This window comes from Streptomyces sp. NPDC001980 (assembly GCF_040296885.1).
GTDB lineage: Bacteria > Actinomycetota > Actinomycetes > Streptomycetales > Streptomycetaceae > Streptomyces.
On the sequence record NZ_JBEOYD010000032.1, the window covers coordinates 1 to 20,701 of the forward strand.

At 72.2% G+C, this 20,701-nt stretch carries 17 protein-coding genes; 4 read left to right on the top strand and 13 right to left on the bottom strand.

The window, feature by feature from the left end; all coding sequences use genetic code 11:
• Positions 1-83 precede the first annotated feature (83 nt).
• The 4 genes from ABT137_RS36440 to ABT137_RS36455 form a co-directional block, all read right to left on the bottom strand.
• Complete coding sequence (locus ABT137_RS36440; protein WP_351715438.1) at positions 84-2,060, bottom strand: ATP-dependent DNA helicase; 1,977 nt, start codon at positions 2,058-2,060, stop codon at positions 84-86.
• A 202-nt stretch (positions 2,061-2,262) separates the two neighbouring features.
• The gene (locus ABT137_RS36445) at positions 2,263-3,114 is read right to left on the bottom strand and encodes a GNAT family N-acetyltransferase (protein ID WP_351715439.1); all 852 of its coding nucleotides are present in this window, start codon (positions 3,112-3,114) and stop codon (positions 2,263-2,265) included.
• Between the two features lie 105 nt (positions 3,115-3,219).
• Positions 3,220-5,280, bottom strand: coding sequence for an IucA/IucC family protein (locus tag ABT137_RS36450; RefSeq protein ID WP_351715441.1), 2,061 nt, complete (start codon positions 5,278-5,280; stop codon positions 3,220-3,222).
• Positions 5,281-5,540: 260 nt separating this feature from the next.
• Positions 5,541-7,058, bottom strand: coding sequence for a diaminobutyrate--2-oxoglutarate transaminase family protein (locus ABT137_RS36455; RefSeq protein ID WP_351715442.1), 1,518 nt, complete (start codon positions 7,056-7,058; stop codon positions 5,541-5,543).
• A 180-nt stretch (positions 7,059-7,238) separates the two neighbouring features.
• On the opposite strand from ABT137_RS36455, the gene ABT137_RS36460 reads away from it, so the two are divergent.
• Both ABT137_RS36460 and ABT137_RS36465 read left to right on the top strand, forming a co-directional pair.
• Positions 7,239-7,394, top strand: a complete 156-nt coding sequence (locus tag ABT137_RS36460; protein ID WP_351715443.1) for a hypothetical protein — start codon at positions 7,239-7,241, stop codon at positions 7,392-7,394.
• A 99-nt stretch (positions 7,395-7,493) separates the two neighbouring features.
• Complete coding sequence (locus tag ABT137_RS36465; RefSeq protein ID WP_351715444.1) at positions 7,494-8,717, top strand: trypsin-like serine peptidase; 1,224 nt, start codon at positions 7,494-7,496, stop codon at positions 8,715-8,717.
• 174 nt (positions 8,718-8,891) lie between these two features.
• On the opposite strand, the gene hflX is transcribed toward ABT137_RS36465, so the two are convergent.
• The 6 genes from hflX to miaA form a co-directional block, all read right to left on the bottom strand.
• Positions 8,892-10,385 (bottom strand): GTPase HflX, encoded by a 1,494-nt coding sequence (gene hflX, locus ABT137_RS36470; RefSeq protein WP_351715445.1) that lies wholly within the window; start codon positions 10,383-10,385, stop codon positions 8,892-8,894.
• A gap of 188 nt (positions 10,386-10,573) precedes the next feature.
• Positions 10,574-12,079, bottom strand: coding sequence for a M1 family metallopeptidase (locus tag ABT137_RS36475; protein ID WP_351715446.1), 1,506 nt, complete (start codon positions 12,077-12,079; stop codon positions 10,574-10,576).
• A 69-nt stretch (positions 12,080-12,148) separates the two neighbouring features.
• A complete protein-coding gene (locus tag ABT137_RS36480) occupies positions 12,149-14,284 on the bottom strand; it encodes a RelA/SpoT family protein (protein WP_351715447.1) in 2,136 nt (711 codons plus the stop codon).
• Between the two features lie 295 nt (positions 14,285-14,579).
• Positions 14,580-15,443 carry a diaminopimelate epimerase gene (gene dapF, locus ABT137_RS36485; protein ID WP_351715448.1) on the bottom strand — a complete coding sequence of 288 codons (864 nt, stop codon included), beginning with the start codon at positions 15,441-15,443 and terminating at the stop codon, positions 14,580-14,582.
• Between the two features lie 130 nt (positions 15,444-15,573).
• Entirely contained in the window at positions 15,574-16,089 is a 516-nt protein-coding gene (locus tag ABT137_RS36490) for a hypothetical protein (RefSeq protein WP_351715579.1), read from the bottom strand.
• A 107-nt stretch (positions 16,090-16,196) separates the two neighbouring features.
• Positions 16,197-17,135 (bottom strand): tRNA (adenosine(37)-N6)-dimethylallyltransferase MiaA, encoded by a 939-nt coding sequence (miaA, locus tag ABT137_RS36495; protein WP_351715449.1) that lies wholly within the window; start codon positions 17,133-17,135, stop codon positions 16,197-16,199.
• Between the two features lie 183 nt (positions 17,136-17,318).
• Between miaA and ABT137_RS36500 the strand changes: the two genes are divergently transcribed.
• Both ABT137_RS36500 and ABT137_RS36505 read left to right on the top strand, forming a co-directional pair.
• Entirely contained in the window at positions 17,319-17,630 is a 312-nt protein-coding gene (locus ABT137_RS36500) for a hypothetical protein (protein ID WP_351715450.1), read from the top strand.
• A gap of 33 nt (positions 17,631-17,663) precedes the next feature.
• Positions 17,664-17,951: an antitoxin gene (locus ABT137_RS36505; RefSeq protein WP_351715451.1), complete on the top strand. Its 288-nt coding sequence runs from the start codon at positions 17,664-17,666 to the stop codon at positions 17,949-17,951.
• 123 nt (positions 17,952-18,074) lie between these two features.
• On the opposite strand, the gene ABT137_RS36510 is transcribed toward ABT137_RS36505, so the two are convergent.
• From ABT137_RS36510 to miaB, 3 genes are read right to left on the bottom strand one after another with little or no spacing between them, the layout of a single operon-like run.
• A complete protein-coding gene (locus ABT137_RS36510) occupies positions 18,075-18,800 on the bottom strand; it encodes a class III extradiol dioxygenase subunit B-like domain-containing protein (protein ID WP_351715452.1) in 726 nt (241 codons plus the stop codon).
• Between the two features lie 33 nt (positions 18,801-18,833).
• Positions 18,834-19,103, bottom strand: coding sequence for a hypothetical protein (locus tag ABT137_RS36515; RefSeq protein WP_351715453.1), 270 nt, complete (start codon positions 19,101-19,103; stop codon positions 18,834-18,836).
• Positions 19,104-19,138: 35 nt separating this feature from the next.
• The gene (gene miaB / locus ABT137_RS36520) at positions 19,139-20,668 is read right to left on the bottom strand and encodes a tRNA (N6-isopentenyl adenosine(37)-C2)-methylthiotransferase MiaB (protein WP_351715454.1); all 1,530 of its coding nucleotides are present in this window, start codon (positions 20,666-20,668) and stop codon (positions 19,139-19,141) included.
• Positions 20,669-20,701 lie beyond the last annotated feature (33 nt).

Sequence of the window (20,701 nt, forward strand, 5' to 3'; positions counted from 1 at the left end):
CCCTGGCGCGCCCCCCGGGCCCCCAGCCGGCCGCCCCGCCCGGGGGGTGGGCCGCCCCGGCCCCCGCCCCCCCCAACCCGCGGTCACTCCGCCTCCGCCTGCCGCGCCGCGGCGTCGATCGCCGCCAGCGACCTACGGACCTGGTTACGGTCCGTGGTGTACCAGAAGTCGGGCAGCGAGGACTTGAGATAGCCGCCGTACCGCGCGGTGGCCAGGCGCTGGTCGAGTACGGCGACCACGCCGCGGTCCCCCGACGCACGTACGAGCCGGCCGGCGCCCTGGGCCATCAGAAGCGCGGCGTGGGTGGCGGCGACCGCCATGAAGCCGTTGCCGCCGGCGTCCTCGACGGCCTTCTGCCGGGCGCTCATCAGCGGGTCGTCCGGGCGCGGGAACGGGATCTTGTCCATCACGACCAGCTGGCAGCTGGGTCCGGGGACATCGACGCCCTGCCAGAGCGACAGCGTCCCGAAGAGACAGGTCCTGGGGTCGGCAGCGAAGTTCTTGATCAGTTCGCCGAGGGTCTCCTCGCCCTGCAGGAGTACCGGGAACTCGGGAATCCGGACGCGCAGTTCCTCGGCTGCCTGCTGGGCGGCCCGCATCGAGGAGAAGAGGCCGAGCGTGCGGCCGCCTGCAGCCTGGATCAGCTCGGTCAGTTCGTCGAGCATGTCGGCGCGGTCGCCGTCCCGTGCGGGGCGCGACAGATGCTTGGCGACGTAGAGGATGCCCTGTTTCGGATAGTCGAAGGGCGAGCCGACGTCGACGCCCTTCCACTGCGGGAGGTCCTCACCCTCCGTGCCCTCCGGGGCGAGGCCCAGGGAGGCGCCGACACCGTTGAAGTCGCCGCCGAGCTTGAGGGTCGCCGAGGTGAGGACGACCGAGCGGTCCGCGAAGAGCTTCTCCCTGAGCAGGCCGGACACGGACATCGGGGCGACCCGCAGGGAGGCGCCGAAGCGGTCGTGGCGTTCGTACCAGACGACGTCCCACTCGGAGCCGTTCACGATCCGCTCCGCCACGTCGTGCACGGTCTCCACGGAGGCCAGCGCCTGCTTGCGGACCGCGTCCTCGTCCTGGACCGACTTGTCGCGGGTCGTGCCGAGCGCGGAGATCACGGTGCGGGCGGCATCCCTGAGCGCCGCCAGGGCGTAACCGAGATCCTCCGGGATCTCCTCCAGGCGGCCCGGCAGAGCCAGCTCCATCAGCCGCTCGAAGCCCTCGGCGGCGGTCTGGAGCTGGTCGGCGGCCTTCTCGTCGACCAGCTTGGCGGCGCGCCGGACCGCGCGGTTGACCTGGCCCGGGGTGAGTTCGCCGGTGGCGACGCCGGTGACGCGGGAGACCAGTTCGTGCGCCTCGTCCACGATCAGCACCTCGTGCTGCGGGAGCACCGGGGCGCCCTCGATGGCGTCGATCGCGAGCAGGGCGTGATTGGTCACGACCACCTCGGCGAGCTTCGCGCGCTCACGGGCCATCTCGGCGAAGCACTCGGCACCGTAGGCGCACTTGGACGCGCCGAGACACTCCCGCGACGAGACCGAGACCTGCGCCCAGGCCTTGTCGGAGACACCCGGTGTGAGGTCGTCGCGGTCGCCGTTCTCGGTCTCGTCGGCCCAGTCGCGCAGGCGCAGCAGGTCCTGACCGAGCTTGCTGGTGGGCGCGGCCGCCTCGAACTGGTCGAAGAGGCCCTCCTCCTCGTCCTGCGGCATGCCCTCGTGCAGCCGGTGCAGGCACACGTAGTTCGACCTGCCCTTGAGCATGGCGAACTCCGGGCGCCGACGCAGCAGCGGGTGCAGGGCGTCGACGGTACGCGGCAGATCCCGCTCGACAAGCTGTCTCTGCAGGGCGAGGGTCGCCGTCGCCACGACCACCCGCTCTCCGTGTGCGAGCGCGGGCACCAGATAGCCGAGCGACTTACCGGTGCCGGTGCCGGCCTGGACCAGCAGATGGGATCCGTCGTCGATCGCTTCGGCGACCGATTCGGCCATGGTCACCTGGCCGGGGCGCTCCGTACCGCCGACAGCTGTGACAGCGGCATGCAGGAGTTCAGGGAGTGAGGGCTTCGTCATAGCGCGACCACCCTACGACCCAGCACTGACAACCGGGCGATCAAGGCAGGGACGGGGGGTGGGATCACGCCGAGGGCTCCCGTACCGGCAGGCCAAGGGGGAAGGGCAGGCCGGCGGCCGGGACGCTCGGAAAACTTTCCGGCGGCCGGGAACTCGATCGGTCGCCGCTTCGTACTACATGTGTACACACAATCACTCAGCGCTACATCAGATGACGTAGGGACCGGTCCCGGATCATGAGGGCGGCCCGTTTGGCAGGCAGGTCGACCTCGGAGGCGTAGCGGAAGCCCGCGTTGAGGAAGGCGGCCACGGAGGGGGTGTTGTGAAGGTCGGGTTCAGCGACGACACGCGCGCAGGCGGGGCGATGGTCGAGTACGAGGTCGGCCACGGCTCTGAGCAGGGCGGACCCCAGTCCCCGGCCCCGGTCGGCGACATCGCCGACGAGGAGGTGGACGCCGGTGTCGTGCGGGCGGGCCGGATAGTGGCGGGCGAGTGGGTCCAGGTCGGCCCGGTAGATCTCCCAATAGCTCATCGGGGTGCCGTCGAGCATGCCCAGGCACGGCACGCTGCGTCCGTCCCCCGCGAGCTGGGCCCGCAGATGGTCCTCCGTCCGCGCCCCTGAGCCGGCCAGCTGCCAGAACGCGGCCACGCCGGGGTCGTTCATCCAGCCGCTGATGACCGGCAGGTCGCGTTCGACGTGGACCGGCAGCAGGTGGAAGAGGCCGACGGGGGTCTTGGCGGGACCCCAGGTGCCCACCTGGTCGAGCAGGTCGCGCGCGTCGAGCGGGCCCGGGGGGCTGGACGGGCCGGGCGGGTCGAGTGGGCCGGATCGGTCGTGAGTGCGCCCGGGGGCTCGCTCGTCGGCCCCGCAGGCGTCGGGCACCGTCCCGGCGACGAGGGCGAGCAGTTCGTCGGGCAGGCGGAGGTCCAGGGTGTCCTCGCAGTCCCTGATGTCCTCGGCGGGTCCGGTACGGCCGGGGTGGCCGGAGGGCCCGGAGCATCCGGGGTGGACCGGGACGGCGCCTGGGTCGGCGCTCGCGTCGGTGGGAGGCATGGTGCGCTCCTCTCAGGAGACGAGGTGGGTCATGTTCCTCGGTCGCTGGATGAAAGGCAGGGAAGGAAAGGCGGTGGATGAGAGTCGGTGACGGGGTCGGTGAGGTCAGCAGGGTGAGGCAGAGGAGTGGAGGGGGTTGGTGATGGTGACGTAGACAGACTGGACGTCGACCGGGCCCACGAGTTCGTCGAGGCCGTGCAGCCGGGTCAGCAGGTTGGCCTTGCAGCGCAGGACGGGTGAGTCGAGCAGGCGGCCGGGCAGGGGGCTGCGCAGCCGGGCGGGTCCGGTGGCCGCGGCGGCGAGGAACCGGCGGAACGCCGCGAGCAGCAGCCGCTCGTCGGCGAGCCGCTGGGAGCCGAACGCGCCGATCAGGCCGAGCACGTTGTTGATGCCGAGGTAGTAGGCGAAGCGCTCGTCGGTGACCTCGTCGGAGACGAAGGTGTCGCTGTGCTCGCCGATGCCGGGCAGCCGCGCGTCGAGGTCGGCCCTTCGGGACTCGCGGAAGTAGTAGCCCTGGTTGTCGCGGTAGCGCCCGCCGGCGGGCCAGCCGTCGGCGTCCAGCAGGAGGAGGGTGTTCTGCTGGTGCGCCTCCAGGGCGATGCCGGCCTCGCTGTCGAGCCAGAGCACCGGGCGGACGACCTGCTCCAGGTAGCGCAGGAACCACTCGGCGCTGACGGCACCCACGGGCCGACCGGTGCGTTCGGCGAGCCGGGAGACCACCCGGGCCAGCCGGGAACGGTACGGGCGGGGCCCGCCGTTCGCCGCCGAGGTGTCGAGGGGCCGGGGTGTGACCAGCCCGGCGACGCAGGACACGTCGTCGGTGGGGGTGAACGGGTTGTGCCGGATCACCACGTCGAGTCCGGGTACGGGCCGGCCGTCCAGGCCCTCGACGGCCAGCCAGGCGGGGTCGCGCACGATGTCGAACGCGGGGTGGGCGGCCTGCCACTGCTTGGCGAGGCCGGAGCGCAGCAGGCGGTGCACCTCGACGCCCCGGTGGAGTTCCTTGCGGAGGTTCTCCCGGCGGGAGTTGGTGATGCGCAGGCCGAGCGACAGCTTGAGCATGGCGGCGGCACCGGTGCGGTGGACGGTTCGTACGGAGGAGGTGGGACACCAGGGGGCGCCGAGCGGACCCAGGTCGCGCAGGAGCCCGGCGTCGAGGAGGGCGGCGGTCTCCTCGCGGTGACCGATCTCGCCGGCCTGCCAGGGGTGCAGGGGCAGGGCGGCGGCGCAGCCGTCGGGCAGGGGCAGAGCCGTGCCGGCCAGGCGTTCCATGAGGTGCGCCGCGGGGACGGGACGGCCTCGCTCGGTCCAGGCCGAGTCGGTGGCGAGCAGGGAGGAGGCGACCGCGATCCAGTGCAGGGGGAAGGAGCCGCGCAACTCCGGTGAGTAGAGCCGGGCTTCGGCCTCGGTCAGGCCCTCGCGGCTCTTCGGGGTCGGGTGCAGCGGGTGCCCGAGGAGGAGTGCCTGCTCGGCGGCGAGGAAGCGGTCGGGGCCGTCGGCGGGGTGGGCGCGCCGGTCCGCGATGAAGGTGACCGTGCGACGCAGGGAGTCGGCGACCCGGGCCACGAGGTCGGCGCTGTCGGGGGTGGCCCGGGTGCTGCTGGGAGCTCCGTCGGCCGCGTGGCCGACTGCGCCTCCGGTGTGGCCGGCCAGGCTCCCGGCGTGGCCGGTGCCGGGGCCGGCATGGCCAGCGCTCCCTCCGGCATGGCCGGTGCTGCCCTCGGCTCCTCGGTCGGTGGGGCCCGCTGGTCCCGTGGTCGTCTCGCGGGTGAGCAGGGCGGCGAGGGTGACCGCGTCGACGGGTGGAGCGGTGTCGGGGGCGCCTGCCAGGCGGAGCGGGCCGAAGCGGTGCCAGCCGGTCGGGGACCAGTGGCGGATCGGGGTGATCAGCGCCGTACCGCTGGCGGGGAGCGGGATGCGGAGGGTGCCGGTGTCGGGCGCTGGCAGGTTCGTCTCGCGTACCCAGCAGCGAAGCAGGTTCTCCACGGCCGCGGCCTGGGCGGCGATGCCCGGGTCGGGGTGTTCGAGGAGGTCTCCCGTGTCGTCGCGGGGCCGTTCGGGCTGGGAGGTCCGGCCTCGTTGCTGGGGGACCGACTCGGCGAGCGGAACGGGGCGTCCCTGTGGGCCCTGGTCTCCGTTGTCGTCGGGCGCGGGGGTGGCGTTCAAGGAGGGTTCCTCGGGGCTCGGGCGGTGCGGTGTTCGGCGTCGGGCCGGCGAACCGTACTGGTCGGGTGGCGAGTCGAGTGCTGAGTGTCCTGATGAGAGGGGTGCGGATGATGTGGGGTGGTTCGTTTCGTGGGGCGGTCCGGATGATCCGGGCGGTCCGAGTGGTCCGAGTGGTCCGAGTGGTCCGGATGATCCGAGCGGTCCGGGCGGCGGGTTCGTGTCGGGAGTGGGGGCCGGCCGGGGTTTTCCCGGGGCGCCGGTCAGTCGTCCGGTTCCTTGCGGTCCTCGGGTCGTCGGGGCCCGGCACGGTGGGCGGCCGGGTCGCGGGCCACGGCCGCCACGGCGTCGGCGAGGCGGTCCACTACGGCGGCCGCCTGTTCGTCGGTGATGGTCAGTGGCGGCAGCAGTCGTACGACACCGGCGTGGCGGCCGCCGAGTTCGACGATCAGGCCGCGTTCCAGGCAGGCGCGCTGCACGGCCGAGGCCAGTTCGGGAGCGGCGGGGCGCGGCCCGGGCCGGGCGTCCCCCTCCCACCCGCTCACCGCGGCGCCCCGCGCCACCGCGACCACGTCACCGTCCCCGTGAGCCCTCGCCTTCCTCGTGTGCTCCTCCGCATCCCCCGCGGGCTCCTCGCCCTCCGGGTCCACCAGTTCCACCCCGATCATCAGCCCCCGCCCCCGCACGTCTCCCACGCACGTGAAGTCGTCCTGGAGCCGTCGCAGTTGGGCGAGCAGCCGGGCGCCGAGCAGGCCCGCTCGTTCGGCGAGGGCGTTCTCGCGGACGTGGGCGAGGGTGGCGGTGCCGGCGGCCATGGCGAGTTGGTTGCCGCGGAAGGTGCCGGCGTGGGCGCCGGGCTCCCAGACGTCGAGGTCGTCGCGGTAGACGACGACGGCGAGGGGGAGGCTGCCGCCGATGGCCTTGGACAGGACCATCACGTCGGGGGTGACGCCGCTGTGCTCGACGGCCCAGAAGGCGCCGGTCCTGCCCACCCCGGTCTGGATCTCGTCGGCGATCAGGGGGATGGAGCGGTCGGCGGTGAGCCGGCGCATCCGGCGGAGCCAGTCGTCCGGCGCGGGGATCACCCCGCCCTCGCCCTGCACGGGTTCGAGGATCATGCCGGCGGGGAGGGGGACGCCGGACTTGGGGTCGTCGAGGACGGTCTCGGTCCAGCGGGCGGCAAGTTCGGCGCCGCGGGGGCCGCCGACGCCGAACGGGCAGCGGTAGTCCTGGGGGTAGGGCAGCCGGGCGACGCGGACGTCGCCGGCTCCGCCGGAGGCGGCCAGGGCGCCGGTCGTCATCCCGTGGTAGGCACCGGTGAAGGCGAGGATGCCGGTGCGGCCGGTCGCGGCCCGGACGAGTTTGAAGGCGGCCTCGACGGCGTCCGTGCCGGCGGGCCCGCAAAACTGGACGCGGGCGCGGTCGGCGAGGCCGGGCGGCAGGGTCCGGAACAGTTCGGTGATGAAGGCGTCCTTGACGGGGGTCGCCAGGTCGAGGACGGAGAGCGGGGCACCGGAGTCGAGGACCTTGCGGATCGCTTCCAGCACGACGGGGTGGTTGTGGCCGAGGGCGAGAGTGCCGGCGCCGGAGAGGCAGTCCAGGTAGCGGCGCCCGTCGGCGCCCTCGATGGTCAGGCCGCGGGCCCGCACCGGCACGATGGGCAGGGCGCGCGCGTAGGTACGCGCCCGCGACTCACGCGCCGACTGACGCCTCAGGATCCCCTCGTGCGCCGCGCGCGCTCCCCCGTACGTCCCCCCGGTCACCGACTCCGTCACGGCCACGGCTCGCTGTCCTCCCCGCTGTCCAGAGGCGAGTTGATCGGCGGGCACCGGGCACAGGCAGCCGGACCCCCACCGCTACCAACCCCGGACCGTCCGGCGGGTTACGGGTCGTCTCAAGATCCTTGCCGTGAGGTTGCCATGGACGGTCCGGCCGATGTTCGGCCCGCCGGACCGGCCGCCGTGTCCACCGGTCCGGGGCTCGACGTCGCACTCGACCACCACGCGCTCGGCCGACTGCACCGGCCGTACCGGGAGTCGGGTGTATGCACCCGCGACGACACCGGTCACACGCGACGCGTCGATCCCACCTGCGAACTGCGGTTGCCCCGCTGGTGAGGCCCGTAGCAAAACCGTTGCCCATCCATCGGGAGCACCGCACAGCGAGCGCATAGTGTGTGGCGCTGAAGTTCCTTACCAACAGGGGGAGTCACCACCATGCGACCCATCCGGCCGTCGTTCGCCCTTCGAGGTGGAAGGGGCGCGCCCCGTGCGCTGGCGGCCGTCGCCCTCGCCTCGGCGCTGGCGCTGACCGCCACCGCCTGCGGCGGCTCCGGCGACGACAACGCGGGCGGCCCGGCGTCCGCGTCCGCCACGGCCGACACCGGTGACGGCAAGATCAAGATCCCGGACGACATCAAGAACAAGCTCAAAGAGCACGGGATCGACATCGACAAGTGGAAGAACGGCGCCTGGAAGAACTGGGACAAGGACGACTGGCTGCGCGAGGCCAACGACTTCATCAACCCCATCATCAAGGGCCTGTGGGACCCGGACCGGATGCGGGACGCCAACGACCCCGACAAGGACAAGGGCGTCGACGACAACGACCTCTCCGGTGACCAGGGGGTGACCGACCCGACGCCGGAACCGGTCCAGGCGAAGGCGGTGCGGCCGGCGTACCACGCGAGCGCGGCCACGGCGGGGAAGGTCTTCTTCGACTCCCCCGAGGGCACGATGGTCTGTTCGGCGACGGTCGTCGAGGACCCGGCGCACCCTGGCAAGTCCAACCTGGTGTGGACGGCGGGGCACTGCGTGCACGCCGGCAAGAACGGCGGCTGGTACCGGAACATCGCGTTCGTGCCGTCGTACAACGACAAGGGGCTGACCGGTTCGGCGCTGACGGCGGCGACGCGTTCGGAGGTCGCGCCGTACGGCGTCTGGTGGGGCGACGGGGCGCAGACCTCGCAGCAGTGGATCGACCAGGGCGGCGAGACGGGCGGTGACGGTGCGTCGTACGACTACGCCGTGATCCATGTGACGCCCGAGCAGGGAAGTGGCGGCAAGTCGCTGGAGGAGACGGTCGGTTCGGCGTTGCCGGTGAACTTCGACGCGCCCGCGGTGCCGAAGGTGTCGAGCATCACCGCCACGGGGTATCCGGCGGCGAAGCCGTACGACGGGTCGCTGCTGTATCGGTGCGCCGACAAGCCCGGGCGGCTGTCGGTGGATGCGGCGGCGCCGACGATGTACCGGATCGGGTGCACGATGACCGGTGGGGCGTCGGGTGGCGGCTGGGTGGAGACGGGTGCCGACGGCAAGCCGGCGCTGGTGTCCAACACGTCGATCGGGCCGGTGAGTTCGGGGTGGCTGGCGGGGCCGCGGTTCGGTGATGTGGCCAAGGGGGTTTATGAGGGGGTCAGTAAGGAGTTTGCTGATCAGTGAGCGGGGGTTCACAACGCCTTGTCGCCGTGGCGATGACTGTGGTGTGGCGGCTGACGGCCGTCGTGGGTTGCTCGCACCCACGCGGCGGAGCCGCACATTGAGAACAGCCCCGCGCCCCTCGTAAGTGAAGGCCCCGCTCCCTGAAAAGGGAGCGGGGCCTTCACTTACGAACTACTACGCAGCCGGAGCCGGCACATAAGGCGCGAGTTCCGCCGCCAGTTCCTCGTGGACGCGGACCTTGAGGAGGGTGCCCTCGGCGGTGTGTTCCTCCGAGAGGACCTCGCCCTCGTTGTGGGCGCGGGCCACCAGCTTGCCGTGGGTGTACGGGACCAGGGCCTCGATCTCGACCGACGGGCGGGGCAGCTCGTTGTCGATCAGGGCGAGGAGTTCCTGGATGCCCTGGCCGGTGCGGGCCGAGACCGCGAGCGAGCGCTTCTCGTTGCGCAGCAGCCGCTGGAGGACCAGCGGGTCGGCCGCGTCGGCCTTGTTGATCACGACGATCTCGGGTACGCCGGTGGCGCCGACGTCCCTGATCACCTCGCGTACGGCGGCCAGCTGCTCCTCCGGGACCGGATGCGAGCCGTCGACCACGTGAAGGATCAGGTCGGCGTCGCCGACCTCCTCCATGGTGGAGCGGAACGCCTCGACCAGGTGGTGGGGCAGGTGGCGGACGAAGCCGACGGTGTCCGTCAGGGTGTAGAGGCGGCCGCTGGGCGTCTCCGCGCGGCGGACGGTCGGGTCCAGGGTCGCGAACAGGGCGTTCTCGACCAGGACGCCGGCGCCGGTGAGGCGGTTGAGCAGGGAGGACTTGCCGGCGTTGGTGTAGCCCGCGATGGCGACGGACGGCACCTTGTTGCGGCGGCGCTCCTGGCGCTTGATGTCGCGGCCGGTCTTCATCTCCGCGATCTCCCGGCGCATCTTCGCCATCTTCTCGCGGATCCGCCGCCGGTCCGTCTCGATCTTGGTCTCACCGGGACCACGGGTGGCGAGGCCGCCGCCCTTGCCGCCGCCCATCTGGCGGGACAGCGACTGACCCCAGCCTCGCAGCCTCGGCAGCATGTACTGCATCTGCGCGAGCGAGACCTGCGCCTTGCCCTCCCGGGACTTGGCGTGCTGGGCGAAGATGTCAAGGATCAGGGCGGTCCGGTCGATGACCTTGACCTTGACGACGTCCTCCAGCTGGATCAGCTGGCCCGGGCTGAGCTCACCGTCGCAGATGACGGTGTCGGCGCCGGTGTCGACGACGATGTCGCGCAGCTCCAGGGCCTTGCCGGAGCCGATGTAGGTGGCCGGGTCGGGCTTGTCGCGGCGCTGGATGACGCCGTCGAGGACGAGCGCGCCCGCGGTCTCGGCGAGGGCGGCCAGCTCCGCGAGGGAGTTGTCCGCGTCCTGTACGGTGCCCGAGGTCCACACCCCGACCAGCACGACCCGCTCCAGGCGGAGCTGTCGGTACTCGACCTCGGTGACGTCCTCGAGCTCGGTGGAGAGGCCCACCACGCGGCGCAGGGCCGCGCGCTCGGAGCGGTCGAACTGGTCGCCGTCCCGCTCTCCGTCGATCTCGTGGCTCCAGGCGACGTCCTCTTCCATCAGGGCTTCGGCCCGAAGACCGTCGGGGTAGTCCTGCGCGAGGCGCCTGGTGTCCTGGGAAGGGGAAGAAGAGGAGGTCATTGGGTCCTTACGTCGATGGGAGTGCCGAAGCCGGCCTTCGACTTCTCAACGTACGAGTACCCCGGGAGATTCCCCGCGACCCGTACCGTGCCGACCTGAGCCGACCTGTGGCCGGCTGTGCCGGCCCCACGATGGTCGCACGGTACGCCCCGTCCCGGCACCGTGTTATTCCGGGGGCCGCCCCGCCGTCACTTCTTGGTCTGCTTCTTCGGGGCCGGGACCTGCTTCCAGTCCGGGTGGCCGGGCATCGGCGGGGTCTTCGCGCCGTACAGCCAGGCGTCGAAGAAGCCGGTGAGGTCGCGGTTCGCGACGGCGGAGGCCAGGTGGACGAAGTCGGCGGTCGTCGCCGTGGCGTCCTTGTGCCGCTGGACCCAGATCCGTTCCAGGCGCTCGAAGGCGGGCTTGCCGATCTCCTGGCGCAGGGCGTAGAGGGCGAGGGCGGCGCCGTCGTAGATGTTGGGGCGGAAGATGCTGATCTTCTGGCCGGGCTCGGGGGCCTTGGGCAGGGCGGGCGGTCCGCCGTCGGCGCGCCAGCGGTCGGAGGCGCCGTACGCGGCCTTCATGCGGTCGATCATGGGCTGGTGGCCCTTCTCCTCCGCGTACAGCTCCTCGTACCAGGTGGCGTGGCCCTCGTTCAGCCAGACGTCGGACCAGACGCGCGGGCTGACGCTGTCGCCGAACCACTGGTGGGACAGTTCGTGCACCATGACCGACTCGATGTACCACTTGGGGTACGCGGACTCGGTGAACAGCTTCTTCTCGAAGAGGGAGAGGGTCTGGGTCTCCAGCTCGAAGCCGGTGGACGCCTGGGCCATGAGCACGCCGTACGTCTCGAACGGGTACGTGCCGACCTTGCTCTCCAGCCAGGCGATCTGGTCCGGGGTCTTGGCCAGCCAGGGTTCGAGCTTCTTGGCGTCGGCGCTCGGGACGACGTCCCGGACGGGCAGTCCGTGCGGTCCGGCGCGGTGCAGCACGGCGGAGCGGCCGATGGAGACCTGGGCCAGCTCGGTGGCCATGGGGTGCTGGGTGCGGTAGGTCCAGGTGGTCGTGCTGCCGGTCCGGGCCGTCTCGGTGGGCAGGCCGTTGGCGACGACGGCGTAGCCGTTCGGGGCGGTGACGTGGAAGGTGAACATCGCCTTGTCGGACGGGTGGTCGTTGCACGGGAAGACCAGGTGGGCCGCGTCGGCCTGGTTGGCCATGGCGAGCCCGTCGGTGGTGCGCACCCAGCCGCCGTCCTGGCCCTTGGCGGAGACCGGGTCACTGGTGTGCTGCACCGTGATCCGCGTCCAGTCGCCCTGCCGCAGCGGCTTGTCCGGCGTGACGACCAGGTCCTCGCCGGCGCTCTCGAAGGCGGCCGGCCGGCCGTCGACCTCGACGGACTCGACCTTGCCGTGCGCGAAGTCGAGGTTGAGGCGGTCCAGGTCGGTGGTGGTCCAGGCGTCGATGATGGTCACGGCCTGCAGCGGCTTGTCGTTGCTGCCGGGATAGGTGAAGGAGAGGTCGTACGACGCCACGTCGTACCCCGGGTTGCCGAGGTACGGGAAGAGCCGGTCGCCGACGCCGAGCGGGACCGGCGGGGCGCTCGCGCCGAGGAGGGCGACGGAGACGGCGGAGGCGAGGAGGGCGGCGGCCCGCCGGTGCCGGAGCGGTCGGGTGGCACGCTGTGACGGGCGGGTGCGGAGGGTGAGCGGCATGGACCACCGTTACCAGCACGCCCCGCGCTCACGGCGACGACGCGCGACCGATCCACTCGAACGAGTAGGTCACTGGTGTTGCGCTCGGCCGACGTCGTACACGCCGGGCACGTTGCGCATCGCGCGCATCAGGGCGGGCAGGTGGGCCGCGTCGGGGAGCTCCACGGTGTACGTGTGCCGGACGCGCTGCTGGCTGGGAGGTTCCACGGTCGCCGAGACGATCTCGGCGCCCTCCTGGGCCATCGCCTCGGTGAGGTCGGCGAGCAGATGGGGGCGGCCGAACGATTCGGCGACCAGGGTGACCCGGCAGGCGGTGCTGTCGCCCCAGCTCACGGCCACCTCGGGGCGTCCGGTGCTCTTCATGTGCGCCACCGAGGCGCACTCCACGCGGTGCACGGTGACCACTCCGCCGCGCACGGCGAAGCCGGTGACCTCGTCGGGCGGTACGGGGGTGCAGCAGCCGGCGAGCCGTACGGTCGCGCCCGGGCGGTCGGCGACCACGGCGCTGGCGCTCCGGGGAGCGGTGCCGGCGGCGGGGAAGTCGGGTACCGGGCGGCTGGGGGCGGGGGCCGGCGGTTCCTCCGTGCTGTCCGGGTGGGCGGCGAGCCAGCGCTGGATGGCGATCCGGGCCGCCGGGGTGTGGGCGTGCTCCAGCCACTCCCGGGAGGGCTCGGAGGCCGGGTCCTGGCCCATCAGGAGCTGGACGGTGTCGCCGTCCGTGAGGACCGTGCTGAGGGTCGCGAGGCGGCCGTTGACGCGGGCGCCGATGCAGGCGTGGGCGTCCTCGCCGTACTGGGCGTAGGCGGCGTCGACACAGGTGGCGCCCTCGGGGAGGCCGAGGGTGCCGCCGTCGGGGCGGAAGACGGTGATCTCGCGGTCCTGGGCGAGGTCCTCGCGCAGGGTGGACCAGAAGGTGTCGGTGTCCGGAGCGGCCTTCTGCCAGTCGAGGAGACGGGAGAGCCAGCCGGGGCGGGTGGGGTCGGCGCGCTCGCCGTCGACCGGGGCGGCCGCGGCGGCGGTCTCGGCCGCGGGGGCGTCGGCGGCCGGGGCGTAGGGGTTGCCGAGGGCGACGACGCCGGCCTCGGCGACCTTGTGCATCTGGTGGGTGCGGATGAGGACTTCGGCGACCTGTCCGTCGGTGCGGGCGACCGCCGTGTGCAGCGACTGGTACAGGTTGAACTTCGGTACCGCGATGAAGTCCTTGAACTCCGAGACCACCGGGGTCATACAGGTGTGCAGTTCGCCGAGGACGGCGTAACAGTCCGCGTCCTCGTTGACCAGCACCAGGAGCCGGCCGAAGTCGGCGCCGCGCAGCTCGCCGCGTTTGCGGCTGACGCGGTGGACGGAGACGAAGTGCCGGGGCCGGATGAGGACTTCGGCCGGGATGTCGGCCTCGCGCAGCACCCCGCGCACCTCGTCGGCGATCCCCGCGAGGGGGTCGTCGGCGCGGGCCGCGTTCTCGGCGATCAGCTCCCGGGTGTGCTCGTACTCCTCGGGGTGCAGGATGGCGAAGACCAGGTCCTCCAGCTCGGTCTTGAGCGCCTGCACGCCGAGCCGTTCGGCGAGCGGGATGAGGACGTCACGGGTGACCTTGGCGATGCGTTCCTGTTTCTCGCGGCGCATCACGCCGAGGGTGCGCATGTTGTGCAGCCGGTCGGCGAGCTTGATCGACATCACCCGGACGTCGCTGCCGGTGGCGACGAGCATCTTCCGGAACGTCTCGGGTTCGGCGGCGGCCCCGTAGTCGACCTTTTCGAGTTTCGTCACCCCGTCGACCAGATAACGGACCTCCTCGCCGAACTGTTCCCGCACCTGGTCGAGCGTCACATCGGTGTCCTCGACGGTGTCGTGGAGCAGAGACGCCGTCAGGGTCGTGGTCTCGGCGCCGAGTTCGGCGAGGATGAGGGTGACCGCGAGGGGGTGGGTGATGTACGGCTCGCCGCTCTTGCGCATCTGGCCGCGGTGCGAGGACTCGGCCAGCACGTAGGCGCGGCGCAGGGGTTCGAGGTCGGCGTCGGGGTAGTGGGCGCGGTGCGCCTCGGCGACGTGGCCGATGGCGTCGGGGAGTTTGCCGCGGGCGGCGTTGCCGAGCAGCGCGGCCCGGCCGAGCCGGCGCAGATCGATCCGGGGGCGGGCCTTCCTGCGGACCGCCGCCGCGGGCGCTGCGGGACCGGGCGTCGCAGGGTTCGTGGCCTCCGCACTCATGGGCACCTCCGGCTCGTGGACCGGTGGACGGGGCCCCAGGGCGTACGAGGCTCAGGGATTGGCGACGTTCCCCCGTCCGTGCCGGTGCTTGATGCTATCGAGCCCATCACCCCCGATTGACCGGCTCCCGCCGAGCGTGAAACGGATCACCCAATCGAGCGACGATTTTGAGGTTTACGATTTTGCGCCACCTGTTCGGGGGGTGGCCCATGTTTCTCGCCAACGGCGGCAACGCGGGCCGTGGATCCAGGTGTTGAACGACCGCCCTGACCACGGATCCCGACGTGCGGTCAGCTCAACGGACGGCGTTTCCCAGCCAATCGGCGTCGATCTCGCCCGTGGCGACAATCACTGCGGGGCCGGTCATCTCGATCGCGCCGTCGGGCCGCTCGGTGATGACGAGCCGTCCGCCGGGCACGTCCACGGTGTACGTCGCCGGAGCGCCGGTGGCCGAAGGGTCGGCGCCGTCGCGGCGGGCGGCGGCCACGGCGACCGCGCAGGCGCCGGTGCCGCAGGAGCGGGTCTCGCCGGAGCCGCGCTCGTGCACGCGCATCGCGACGTGGCGGGGGCCGCGGTCGACGACGAACTCGACGTTGACCCCTTCGGGGTAGGCCGACGGGGGGCTGAAGGGGGGCGGGGTGTAGAGGTCCCCGGCGTCGGCGAGGTCCTCGACGAAGGCGACGGCGTGCGGGTTGCCCATGTTCACGTTCCGCGCGGGCCAGGTGCGGTCGCCGACGCGCACGGTCACGTCGCCCTCGGGGAGGCGGGCGGTGCCCATGCCGACGGTGACGTCACCGTCCTTCGCGATGTGCACGGTCTTGACGCCGCCGCGGGTGGCGACGGTGAGGTCGCCCTCCGTGACGTGGCCGGCGTGCTGGAGGTAGCGGGCGAAGACGCGGACGCCGTTGCCGCACATCTCGGCGATCGAGCCGTCGCCGTTGCGGTAGTCCATGAACCACTCGGCGTCGGCGGCCATCCCCTTGGCCTCGGGGTGCGCGGCGGACCGTACGACGTGCAGCACGCCGTCGGCGCCGATGCCGGCGCGGCGGTCGCAGAGGGCGGCTACGGCGGCCGGGGTGAGGTCCAGGGCGTTGTCGGGGTCCGGGACGATCACGAAGTCGTTCTCGGTGCCGTGGCCCTTGAGGAAGGGGATGCTCATTCTTCGAGGGTAAAGGAGGGGTGGGGGGTGGTTCGGATGGTGGTTCGGCTGCGGGCCGGTGGGGGCTGGTCGCGCAGTTCCTCCCCCAGCCTTCGGCCGGGGGTAGCCCCAGCGCCCCTGAAGGGGCGCCTCAGCGGAGCCTTGCTACCCGCCACACCGCCAGGACGACCACGATCGCCACCAGGATCACGTACCCGATCACCACGCGCCAGTCGGGCGTGCGGCCCGAGCCCCTTGCCGGGAGGCCCGGCCAGGTGTAGCCGACCTTCCGTGCCGCCATCATTCCCCAGCCCGCCGCGCAGGAGCAGATCAGCAGGCCCAGCATCGCGATCACCGCGCCGCTGTCGCCGAAGTCGAAGGCCAGCGGGAAGGCGAACATCAGGGAGCCGACCGCGGCCAGGCCGACGATGGGGGCCAGCTGCCACAGGCGCAGGCGGCGCTGCGGGCGGAGCTCGACCTCGACCTCGGGGCCGCTCGCGAACATCTCCTCCGGCTCGGGGCCGTCGGCGGTGACGCCGCCGCCCACCGTGTCGTCCGGACCGTCCGGCGAGAGTCGCCCCTCGCCCTCCTCGACGTCACCCGGTTCGAGGGCCTCGACGGCGACGTGCTCGGTGTCGTGTGCGGTGTCGCGAGGGCCGGCCTCCATCGCCACGCGCCCTCCCAACCTAGGACTCCACTTGCGATCGGAGCTCGATGATGGCACGGCGCCGGAGGCCTCGATGACCGGTGGCGCATCCCGATGCCATGACGTGATCAGGCTGTGACCGGTCGTTCGACCAACGCCAGGGCCTGCCGCGGAAGTTCCTCGCGGTCCGCCGCGGCCCCACTCAACCAGTGCACCCGGGGGTCGCGCCTGAACCATGAATCCTGGCGGCGCGCGAAGCGTTTGGTGGCACGGACGGTCTCGGCCCGTGCTTCCGCTTCCGTGCACTCGCCGGCGAGCGCCGCCAGGACCTGCTGGTAGCCGAGGGCGCGCGACGCCGTGCGGCCCTCGCGCAGCCCGTGCGCCTCCAGTGCGCGCACCTCGGCCACGAGCCCGGCCTCCCACATCCGGTCCACGCGCAGCGCGATGCGCTCGTCGAGTTCGGGGCGGGCCACGTCGACGCCGATCTGGACGGTGTCGTAGACCGAGTCGTGGCCGGGCAGGTTGGCGGTGAAGGGGCGCCCGGTGATCTCGATCACCTCCAGCGCGCGGACGATACGGCGGCCGTTGCTGGGCAGGATCGCGCGGCCCGCCCCGGGGTCGGCGGCGGACAGCCGGGCGTGCAGGGCACCCGAGCCGCGCAGGGCGAGCTCGTCCTCCAGGCGGGCCCTGACCTCGGGGTCGGTGCCGGGGAACTCCAGGTTGTCGACGGCGCCGCGGACGTACAGCCCGCTGCCGCCGACCAGGATCGGCCAGCGGCCCTCGGCGAGCAGGGCGTCGATGCGGGCACGGGCGAGCCGCTGGTACTCGGCGACGGAGGCGGTGACGGTCACGGCCCAGATGTCGAGCAGGTGGTGCGGGACGCCGGCGCGCTCCTCGGGCGTCAGCTTGGCGGTGCCGATGTCCATCCCCCGGTACAGCTGCATGGAGTCGGCGTTGACGACCTCCCCGCCGAGTCGCTGGGCCAGGAAGACGCCGAGGTCGGACTTTCCGGCCGCGGTGGGGCCGACGACGGCGATGACACGGGGGGCGGGGGGTGCGCTGCTCACCGCACCAGTCTCGCAAACCTCGGAGGCGGCTCTCGAACGAGTTACGTGACGGAGCGTGTCCGGCTTCGTTGCCCGTTGCGAGGTTCCCGCCACCGCCGCCGAGAGGCCGCGACCGGTCCGGCGCAATCGGACGCACCGGGGTCACGCGGGATTTCGCTCGCACGAGTAACGTATGGAGTGGATATGGGCGTTTTTGCACGGTTCCTTGGGAAGAAGCAGAAGGCGTCGGAAGAGCCGAAGACGCCGGAAGAGCCGGAGGCCAGGATGCCGGCCGGTGCCGAGCCGGACGGGCCCGGCCCGGAGGACGCCGCGGAGGAGGCGACCGAGGCCGAGGCGGCGGCGAAGGGCTCGGACGAGGACGGCGGCCGGGGCGCGGACGCGAGGACGGAGACGGAGCGCGCCGCGGCCGCCGCCGCCGAGAGCACCGAGATCCCTCAGCAGCAGTCCGCCAAGGAGGCCGCCGACAACGAGGCCGGCGAGGGCGCCCGCACATAACGGCCCGCGAGGGAAGCCATAGGGAAGGTAACCATGGGTCTTTTGGACAATTTGAAGGCCAAGCTCGCCCCGGCCAAGGACAAGGCCTCTCACTTCGCGCAGCAGCACGAGGACAAGGTCGACAAGCTTCAGCACGGCATCGACAAGGCCGCGCGGGTCGTCGACGAGAAGACCAAGGGCAAGTACAGCGACAAGATCCAGACGCGTACGGGCAGGGCCAAGGGCGCCATGGACCGGTTCGTACACCCGGACGCCATGGGCGGTACGACGTCCGACGCCACCGCCCCGACCCGGCCGGAGGGGCCGCCGCCGGCTTCCTGAGCCGGGCGGGTCCCGGCGAAGATCGGCGGACGGCCGAGAGTCACCCGACTCCCGGCCGTCCGCCGTTTCGGCAGCCGTTCAGGGCGGGGGCGCGGTGCGGCCGGCGCTCAGGACCAGGGGCGCTCAGGACCAGGTCGCCACCAGGTAGCAGACGCCGTACGGTGCGTCGTCGTAGAGGAGGGCCCCGGCGAGGTCCGCGCCCTCGGCCGCGCCGGCGAGGATCTGCCAGGGGGCGCGGCCGGCGGCCTTGAGCTGGTACGCCAGGTCGGCGTCGAGGGCCTTGATCGCCTCGATGTCGGCCGCGCCGAGCGCCCGGGCGGCCTCGGCGTCGAAGGGGGCCGCCCGTTCGTCGAGGTAGCCAGGTGCCTTGAGGGTGCGGCAGGCGCTGGCGTCGCCCATGACCAGCATCGCCACCCGCGCGGCCCGGCCGGCGATCTCCCGGCCGGCCCGGACGCACCGCACGGCCTCCAGCGGCTCGCCGACGCCGAGCCCCTCGATGGGGGCGTCGGCCCAGCCGGTGCGCTCCAGCAGCCAGGCGCCGACGGCGAGCGAGGGCGGCAGCTCGCGCTCACCGGCCGCGTCCGGCCCGCCTGCCGCGGCGTCGCCGAGCCGTACGTCGACCTCGGCCCCGAACCCCCGGAAGGTGCCCCGGCTGCCCTGCGGGAACACACCCCGTCCCGGCTGTTCGGCGGGCCCTACCACCACCAGGAGGTCGGGCCGGGCGGCGGCGAGCACCCCGAGCGCGTCGGCGCAGGCGGCACGCGCGGCGTCCAGCTCCGGTGCGGCTCCCGCGGCGACCTCGGGGACGAGGACGGGCGGACAGGGACAGACTGCTGCTGCGACAAGCATGATCGGCAGCGTAACGCCGACGGCGGCATCAGGTCAGTCTTCGATCAGCACGTCGGTCAGGTCGATCAACGTGAGCACCAGCACGACGAGCTTGCCGTCGCTGATCACGTACTCGATGAAGAGGTTGCGCGAGAGGGCGATCTCCCGCGTCGTCTCGTCGCCGCGGACGGCGTGGGAGAGCTTGTGCCGCGGGTCGGTCACCAGTATGGCCAGGCCACGTTCCAGCACGTCACGACGGTCGGCGGGCAGGCTGTCACGCACTTGGGCGGCTTCTTCGGTGAACGCGACTCGGTACGGCAACATGTGATGCTCCTTTCCGCCCGTATTGTGGCAGGCCATCAGTCGCAGCCGCAGCCACTCCCGGTCGCCACCGGCAGCGGCTCCGGCACCCCGATCTTCGGCAGCCCCAGCAGCACGCCCGCCGGCTTGGCCGCCTCGGCCGCGTTCCGCTTCTCCCAGGCGTCGCCTGCAGGGGTGCGCCGGACGCCCAGCGTCGGGCCCTCGGCGAGGAGGTGGTGCGGGGCGGCGTAGGTGATCTCGACCGTGACGACGTCGCCGGGGCGGACGTCCTGGTCGGGCTTGGTGAAGTGGACCAGGCGGTTGTCGGGGGCGCGGCCGGAGAGGCGGTGGGTGGCGCCGTCCTTGCGGCCCTCTCCCTCGGCGACCATCAGGTCGAGCGTGCGGCCGACCTGCTTCTTGTTCTCGTCCCAGGAGATCTCCTCCTGGAGGGCGACGAGACGCTCGTAGCGCGCCTGGACGACCTCCTTGGGGATCTGGTTCTCCATGGTCGCGGCGGGGGTGCCGGGCCGCTTGGAGTACTGGAAGGTGAAGGCCTGCGTGAAGCGGGCCTCGCGCACGGCGTGCATCGTCTGCTCGAAGTCCGCCTCGGTCTCGCCGGGGAAGCCCACGATGATGTCGGTGGTGATCGCCGCGTGCGGGATCGCGGCCCGCACCTTCTCGATGATCCCGAGGTAGCGCTCCTGCCGGTACGAGCGGCGCATCGCCTTCAGGACGGTGTCCGAGCCGGACTGCATCGGCATGTGCAACTGCGGCATCACGTTCGGGGTCTCGGCCATGGCCGCGATCACGTCGTCGGTGAAGTCACGCGGGTGCGGGGAGGTGAACCGGACCCGCTCCAGGCCCTCGATGCCCCCGCAGGCCCGCAGCAGCTTGCTGAAGGCCTCGCGGTCGCCGATGTCGGAGCCGTACGCGTTGACGTTCTGGCCGAGCAGCGTGATCTCGGAGACACCCTCGGCGACCAGGGCCTCGATCTCGGCGAGGATGTCGCCGGTGCGGCGGTCCTTCTCCTTGCCGCGCAGGGCCGGGACGATGCAGAAGGTGCAGGTGTTGTTGCAGCCGACGGAGATCGACACCCAGGCCGCGTAGGCGCTCTCGCGGCGGGTCGGCAGGGTGGAGGGGAACGCCTCCAGCGACTCCGCGATCTCCACCTGGGCCTCTTCCTGGACCCGGGCGCGCTCCAGCAGGACCGGCAGCTTGCCGATGTTGTGCGTGCCGAAGACGACGTCGACCCAGGGGGCCTTCTTCACGATGGTGTCGCGGTCCTTCTGCGCGAGGCAGCCGCCGACCGCGATCTGCATGCCGGGGCGGGACGCCTTCCTGGGCGCGAGCCGGCCGAGGTTGCCGTAGAGCCGGTTGTCGGCGTTCTCCCGGACCGCGCAGGTGTTGAACACGACCACGTCGGCGTCGCCGTCCGATCCCTCGGGGGCGCGCACGTACCCGGCGTCCTCCAGCAGCCCGGACAATCGCTCGGAGTCGTGGACGTTCATCTGGCACCCGTAAGTGCGCACTTCGTAGGTCTTGGGTGCCTGAACGTCCACTACCGGGCTCCGGTGGCTGCTGCTGGTCATGGGTCAAGGGTAGGCGGTCCCCGGAAGCCGCTG